Origin of the sequence: Streptomyces sp. MnatMP-M17, from assembly GCF_900091995.1 — a bacterium.
Classification (GTDB): domain Bacteria; phylum Actinomycetota; class Actinomycetes; order Streptomycetales; family Streptomycetaceae; genus Streptomyces.
Genome location: NZ_FMDK01000488.1, coordinates 1 through 7633 on the forward strand (window position 1 = coordinate 1; position 7633 = coordinate 7633).

Annotated in this window: 5 protein-coding genes; 3 read left to right on the plus strand and 2 right to left on the minus strand. The window is 70.6% G+C overall.

Going from position 1 to position 7633, the window contains the following annotated elements; translation table 11 throughout:
- A partial coding sequence (locus GA0115259_RS21725; protein ID WP_176732612.1) for a PucR family transcriptional regulator ligand-binding domain-containing protein occupies positions 1-666 on the minus strand: 666 nt, incomplete at its 3' end.
- Positions 667-809: 143 nt separating this feature from the next.
- Positions 810-2636: a glycoside hydrolase family 15 protein gene (locus tag GA0115259_RS21730; protein ID WP_237540291.1), complete on the minus strand. Its 1827-nt coding sequence runs from the start codon at positions 2634-2636 to the stop codon at positions 810-812.
- Positions 2637-3034: 398 nt separating this feature from the next.
- Between GA0115259_RS21730 and GA0115259_RS21735 the strand changes: the two genes are divergently transcribed.
- The 3 genes from GA0115259_RS21735 to GA0115259_RS21745 form a co-directional block, all read left to right on the plus strand.
- Positions 3035-4729: a CTP synthase gene (locus GA0115259_RS21735; RefSeq protein ID WP_093599798.1), complete on the plus strand. Its 1695-nt coding sequence runs from the start codon at positions 3035-3037 to the stop codon at positions 4727-4729.
- A 104-nt stretch (positions 4730-4833) separates the two neighbouring features.
- Positions 4834-5460 (plus strand): NUDIX domain-containing protein, encoded by a 627-nt coding sequence (locus GA0115259_RS21740; RefSeq protein ID WP_093599801.1) that lies wholly within the window; start codon positions 4834-4836, stop codon positions 5458-5460.
- A gap of 747 nt (positions 5461-6207) precedes the next feature.
- A partial coding sequence (locus GA0115259_RS21745; RefSeq protein WP_161230432.1) for an AAA family ATPase occupies positions 6208-7633 on the plus strand: 1426 nt, incomplete at its 3' end.

Consider the following 7633-nt stretch of genomic DNA (forward strand, 5'->3'; position numbering starts at 1 on the left):
CACCGCTCCGACGGGCGGCCCGGCGGCCCGCGCCGACCGCTGGCCGCGCAGCCCTTCCCAGATCTGCAACGGATCGGCCGCCGCAGGCCCCGCGCCGGGCGCCGCCGCGTACAGCAGTTGCCCCTCCGCCGTCTCCAGGAAGACCGGATTGCCCGCGAAGTCCGCGAGGATACGGAGCACCCGCGGCACTCCGCCGCCCTCCAGAAGCGCCTCCGTACACCGCCGGTGGACCTCCTCGGCCTGCCGCAGCAGCGCGTAATGGCCGTTGACGATCTCCGTATGGACCTCTTCGGTCACCGAGACGAACGGCACCTCACGATGGAGCTGTACGACCGGCAGCCCGGCCGCCCGCGCCGTCTCCACCAGCGCCGTAGGCAGCCGGTCGAAGCGCGGCCCGAGCTCCACCACCAGCGCCGCGATCCCGCGGTCGGCGAGCTTGCGCACGAAGGCACGCTGGTCGGCGGAGCGGGCGCCCAGACCGAGCCCGGTGGTGAGCAGCAGTTCGCCGCCCTTGAGCAGCGATGCGATGTTCGGGACCTCGCCCGCGTGCACCCAGCGCACCGTACGGTCCAGCCGGTCCGCGCAGGCGACGACCTCGGGAAGACCACCGCGCAGTCCCGGGAGCTCAAGCGCCCGCCGTACGGTGATTCCGCCCTGACTGTCCATGAAGCCGGAGGCTACCCGCGGTTACGGCCGACAGGAAACGCGAGCACCGACAGGAAACGCGAGCGGCGACGCGACACGCGAGCAGCGGGAATGCGAGAGGCCGGGACGGAGGCGCTCCCTCCGTCCCGGCCTCCGGACCGCCCTCAGCCTCCGTACGCTCCCGAGGCCGTCAGCCGCAGCGCCGTGTCGATCAGCGGCACATGGCTGAACGCCTGCGGGAAGTTCCCGACCTGACGCTGGAGCCGCGGGTCCCACTCCTCCGCCAGCAGCCCGAGATCGTTCCTGAGCGCCAGCAGCTTCTCGAAGAGCTTCCGCGCCTCGTCCACCCGCCCGATCATCGCGAGATCGTCGGCCAGCCAGAACGAGCAGGCGAGGAAGGCACCTTCGTCGCCCGCCAGCCCGTCGACGCCCGCCTCGGCCCCGGAGGTCGGATAGCGCATCACGAAGCCGTCCTCCGTGGACAGCTCGCGCTGGATCGCCTCGATCGTGCCGATCACCCGCTTGTCGTCCGGCGGCAGGAAGCCCATCTGCGGGATGAGCAGGAGGGACGCGTCCAGCTCCTTGGAGCCGTACGACTGCGTGAAGGTGTTCCGTTCCTTGTCGTACCCCTTCTCACAGACATCGCGGTGGATGTCGTCCCGCATCTCGCGCCAGCGCTCCAGCGGCCCGTCCGCCTCGCCGGACTCGATCAGCTTGATCGTGCGGTCGACCGCGACCCAGGCCATCACCTTGGAGTGGACGAAGTGCCTGCGCGGCCCGCGCACCTCCCAGATGCCCTCGTCCGGCTGGTCCCAGTGCTTCTCCAGATAGCGGATCAGCTTGAGCTGGAGCACCGACGCGTAGTCGTTACGGGCCAGGCCCGTCATGTGCGCGAGATGCAGCGCCTCGGTGACCTCGCCGTACACATCGAGCTGGAGCTGGTGCGCGGCGCCGTTGCCGACCCGGACCGGGCCGGAGCGCTCATAGCCGGGCAGCCAGTCCAGCTCGGCCTCGCCGAGCTCCCGTTCGCCCGCGATGCCGTACATGATCTGGAGGTTCTCCGGATCGCCGGCGACGGCGCGCAGCAGCCACTCGCGCCAGGCGCGGGCCTCTTCGCGGTAGCCGGTGCGCAGCAGTGAGGAGAGCGTGATCGCGGCGTCGCGCAGCCAGGTGTAGCGGTAGTCCCAGTTCCGTACGCCGCCGATCTCCTCCGGCAGCGAGGTGGTCGGCGCGGCGACGATCCCGCCCGTCGGCGCGTACGTCAGGGCCTTGAGCGTGATCAGGGAGCGGACCACCGCCTCGCGGTAGGGCCCGTGGTACGTGCAGTGCTCGACCCACTCGCGCCAGAAGTCGGAGGTCGCCTCAAGCGAGCCCTCCGGGTCCGGCAGCGCGGGCGGCTGCCGGTGCGAGGGCTGCCAGCTGATCGTGAAGGCGATCCGGTCGCCCGGCGCCACGGTGAAGTCGGAGTAGGTGGTGAGGTCCTTGCCGTAGGTCTCCGCCGTGGTGTCCAGCCAGACCGAGTCGGGCCCGGCGACGGCGACCGTGCGGTTGTCGACCTTGTGCACCCACGGCACCACGCGTCCGTAACTGAACCGCATCCGCAGCGCGGACCGCATGGGCACCCGGCCGCTGATGCCCTCCACGATCCGGATGACCTGCGGAGCGCCGTCGCGCGGCGGCATGAAGTCCGTCACGCGCACCGTGCCGCGCGGGGTGTCCCACTCGGATTCCAGGATCAGTGAGTCTCCGCGGTAGCGGCGCCTGGCCGCCCGCGGCGGTGTGGAGCCGGCGGGATGCGCCGGCCCCAGCCGCCAGAAGCCGTGTTCATCGGTGCCGAGCAGTGCCGCGAACACGGCATGCGAATCGAAGCGGGGCAGGCACAGCCAGTCGACTGTGCCGTCCCGGCAGACCAGGGCAGCGGTCTGCATATCTCCGATGAGTGCGTAATCCTCGATGCGCCCGGCCACGTGCATCTCCAGTCGAACGGCCATGTCCGCCCCGCGGGGCGCGTACTTCGGTCAAGAGTCGTTGACGAGCTCATCTTCCGGGAAATCGGGCGGGGTGTGCCGATGCCGGCCGGACTCGGCAGCGAACGTCCGAGCAGGATACGACGCACCTGGGAGTTCTGCGCCACGGTCCCGGCAACATCGGTCCGACGAACATCGTGGCCAAGGGTGACTCACGGGACAAAGGGTGACACGTGCGGAGGGCGTGGGACGCGTGGCCGGAACCGGCCTCGTCGCGTCGCTGATACCCTGGTAGCCCGTGGACCGGTGGACTCCCAGCAAGGCGAAGAGGCCCCGAACCCGCAGCGACGGAAGTCCCTCACCGCTTCGGCGGGGACACCGGTACGCACCTCAGACCGCGACCACGGGAGCCTCTCTTGGCCATGCCGACCCGATCCTCGACATCCTCGACGACCAAGCACATCTTCGTCACCGGGGGCGTCGCATCCTCCCTCGGCAAGGGCCTGACCGCCTCCAGTCTGGGTGCGCTGCTCAAGGCGCGCGGTCTGCGGGTCACCATGCAGAAGCTCGACCCGTATCTCAACGTCGATCCCGGCACCATGAATCCTTTCCAGCATGGTGAGGTGTTCGTCACCAACGACGGCGCCGAGACCGATCTGGACATCGGCCACTACGAGCGCTTCCTCGACGTGGATCTCGACGGCTCCGCCAATGTCACCACCGGCCAGATCTACTCCCAGGTCATCGCCAAGGAGCGGCGCGGCGAGTATCTGGGCGACACGGTTCAGGTCATTCCGCACATCACCAACGAGATCAAGCACCGTATCCGGCGGATGGCGACCGACGATGTCGATGTCGTCATCACGGAGGTCGGCGGCACGGTAGGCGACATCGAGTCGCTGCCCTTCCTGGAGACCGTCCGCCAGGTACGGCACGAGGTCGGCCGCGACAACGTCTTCGTCGTCCATATCTCGCTGCTGCCCTACATCGGCCCGTCCGGAGAGCTCAAGACCAAGCCGACACAGCACTCGGTGGCGGCTCTGCGCAACATCGGAATTCAGCCGGATGCGATCGTGCTCCGCGCCGACCGGGATGTCCCGCTTCCGATCAAGCGCAAGATCTCGCTGATGTGCGATGTGGACGAGGCGGCGGTGGTGGCCTGTGTGGACGCCAAGTCGATCTACGACATCCCCAAGGTGCTCCACACCGAGGGCCTGGACGCCTATGTCGTAAGGAAACTGGATCTGCCGTTCCGCGATGTGGACTGGACAGTCTGGGACGATCTGCTGGACCGCGTCCACAATCCGGACCACGAGGTGACCGTCGCACTGGTCGGCAAGTACATCGATCTGCCCGACGCCTATCTGTCGGTGACCGAGGCGCTGCGTGCCGGCGGCTTCGCCAACAAGGCGCGCGTCAAAGTGAAGTGGGTCACATCCGACGACTGCAAAACTCCGGCCGGCGCGGCACGGCAGCTCGCCGATGTCGACGGAATCCTGATCCCCGGCGGCTTCGGCGAGCGCGGAGTCACCGGCAAGGTCGGCGCGATCCAGTACGCGCGGGAGAACGGAGTCCCGCTGCTGGGGCTCTGTCTGGGGCTCCAGTGCATCGTGATCGAGGCCGCGCGCAATGTGGCGGGCATTCCCGACGCCAACTCCACCGAGTTCGACTCCGGCACCGCGCACCCGGTGATCTCCACCATGGAGGAGCAGCTCGCGTACGTCGAGGGCGCCGGGGATCTGGGCGGCACCATGCGGCTCGGCCTCTATCCGGCGAAGCTCGCCGAGGGCTCTATCGTGCGCGAGGTCTATGACGACCAGCCGTATGTGGAGGAGCGCCACCGCCACCGCTACGAGGTCAACAACGCCTACCGCGCGGAGCTGGAGAAGAAGGCCGGTCTGGTCTTCTCGGGCACCTCGCCCGACAACAAGCTGGTCGAGTACGTCGAGTACGCGCGCACCACACATCCCTATCTGGTCGCCACCCAGGCCCACCCGGAGCTGCGGTCCCGGCCGACCAGGCCGCACCCTCTCTTCACCGGTCTGGTGAAGGCCGCGGTGGAGCGCCGTCGGGGCGGGCGTCCCGGTTCACCGGAGCGCGTGGCCGCCGGCGCGTAGGCGATACGGTGGGGCCGGGGTCACGGGGGGTCTTTCAGGATTCCTGCCCCGCTTTTCCGCGTGCGCGTCCTCCGCGTGCGCGCGCTGTGTGGAAGGACGCTTTCATGACCATCAAGGACGGCCCCGAGGAGTGGCGGATCACCGCCACCAGGACGCCCTTCCGCGGCAACAAGACCAGTGTCCGTACGGATGATGTGGTCATGCCCGACGGCACGGTCGTCTCGCGCGACTACCAGGTCCACCCGGGCTCCGTGGCGATCCTCGCGCTGGACGATCTGGGCCGGGTGCTCGTACTGCGCCAGTACCGCCATCCCGTACGCCAGAAGCTCTGGGAGATCCCGGCCGGGCTGCTCGACGTACCGGGCGAGAATCCGCTGCACGCGGCGCAGCGCGAGCTGTACGAGGAGGCGCATGTCAAGGCCGAGGACTGGCGGGTGCTGACGGACCTCTACACCACGCCGGGCGGCTCCGACGAGGCGGTACGGATCTTCCTCGCACGTGATCTGTCGGAGGCGCAGGGCGAGCGCTTCGAGGTCTCCGACGAGGAGGCGGACATGGAGCTGGCGCGGGTGGAGCTCGGGGAGCTGACCCGAGGCGTGCTCGCGGGCGAGCTGCACAACAACTGTCTGGTCGTGGGGGTTCTCGCGCTCGGCGCGGTGCTGGCCGGTGACGGCGTCGAGGCGCTGCGGCCGGCGGACGCGCCGTGGCCCGCCCGTCCGTTTGAATCCTGAGCCCGTGAATCCTGGGCTCGCCGGCGAGTCCTGAGTGCGGTGCGCGGGTCCTGAAGCGCGGTCGCTCGGTCTGACGATACGACTGATCCGATCGGGGGATCGGTCGGCCGCGCTCCACCGCTTCCGTCGCAGAGAGTGAACTACGCTCGAACCGCCCGTGCGGAGATCCGCCGGGCTCGGCTCGTGCGCAGGCGGACGGGAGCGTGGCCCGTGACGGATCAGGCGGTGGATGTGGGCGGCCCCGGCCGTACGGGCGCCTCGGGGAAGGGCGGCGGCTCCACCGACGCGCAGCCGGACGAGCCGAACGCCGCGGCGGTGAATGAATCCGATCGTCCCTCGGGCAAGCGGCGTGGCCGCCGGTCCAAGCCGGCCGTCGCGAAGGCGACCGAGGACGGTTCCGAGACGAAAGGTACGGCCCGGGTGAAGCTCCCGGAGAGTCCCGAGGACGCGACCAGCGACACTCCCGCCGCCGTCACGGAGGGTGGCCCTCCGTCGGCCGCCCGGCGCCGTCGTCCCTTCCTGAGACGCCGTCCCGCCGCCGTTGCCGTGTCCACGTCCGGCGACGGGTCCGCAGAGGCCGACGCCGCCGCGAGCGAGGCCGCAGGCCCGGACTCCACGGATTCCACTTCCACGGATTCCACGTCCGTTGCCATCGCGACCGGGAAGGCGGACCGCCCGGCCGAATCACCGGCTCCATCCGTATCCGTATCCCCATCCGCCACGGCCGAGGCGGGCCCTGACAAGGGCATGGCCGGTCTCTACGACGAGCTCGGTCCCCTGGACGACCCCGACGACCCGGACGCCGGGGAGGACACGCCGGTCACCGCCGGGATCCGCCCGGTGGGCGCCGCTGCCGGTACGGACGCCGTCGCCGGGCCCGGCCGCAGTACGGCAGGACCTCATGGCAGCGCCCAGCCCTCGGCAGGAGCGGCACGGAGCGGCGCCGGCCCGCGGCCCGCGGAGTTCTTCGGCCGGGTACGGGAACTGAAGGCCCTGCACGGAGACATCGAGCGCGCCGGACTCAACACCATCTCCGGACGCAAGGAGCCGCGCGCCCGGGTACTGCTGATCGCCGGACGGCCCGGAGCGGGCCGTACCGCGCTCGCCGAGGAACTGGCCGGACAGCTGCGCGACAACTATCCCGACGGCGTCGTCAGGACCAGGCTGACCGAGCCCGGCGGAGAGCGCGTACCCACCGAGCGCACGGCCCGCGAGATCCTCGGCGCGTTCGCCGTCACCACTCCACCCGGCGCCGGTGAGGACGAGCTCTCCGAGATGGTGCGGGAGGCCCTGGCCGTACGGCGGGTGCTGCTGTTCCTCGACGATGCGGCCGATGCCGAGCAGGTCGATCCGCTCGTGCCCGACAATCCGGACTGCCTGGTCGTCGCCGTGGCGCAGGGCCCGCTCACCGGAATCCCCGATGTCCGCCCGTGCACGCTCGGCGGCATGGACGCGAAGGCCGCCATCGAACTGCTCGCGCGGTTCACCGGCGCCGTCCGGATCACCGTCGATCCGCAGGCCGCCGAGTCCCTCGTGGAGGAGTGCGGCGGCCAGCCCGCCGCGCTCGTCCTGATCGGCGGCTGGCTCGCCGCCCGGCCCACCGCCTCCGTCGCCGACGCGACCAAGCGGCTGCGCGCCCTTCCGTACGACTCCGAACGCCCGGTCGGCGACCGCCCGCTCGCCCGCGCCTTCCGGCTGGTGTACGAGACGCTGCCGGCGTCCGCCGCCCGTGTCCTGCGGCTGTTCGCCCTTGCTCCGGCCGGGCTCGTGGACGCGCACACCGCCTCCGCGCTGGCCGGCTGCTCGGTCTCGGCCGCCAGGACCGCTCTCGCCGACTTCACCGCCCTCGGGCTGCTGCGCAGAGGCGGCGGTCCGGCGTCGGACGGGCAGTCGGCCGAGGCCGCCGACCAGTATCTGGTGCCCGGCTGTCTCCTCCCGCTGCTGCGCGACCTCCTGGAGAAACACGACCGCGAGTCCGAGGTACAGCTCGCGCGGGCCCGGATGCTGGAGCGGACCGTACGGCTGCTCCAGTCCTGCCGGGCCATCACCGAGCCCGACGGCTCTCCGGCCCGTAAACGGCTGGCCACGCTGCCACGCTCGCTGCGCTATCCGACCACCGCCGCCGCGGCCGAGTGGCTCGACTCACGGCAGCCCGCCCTGCTGGCCTCCGCCC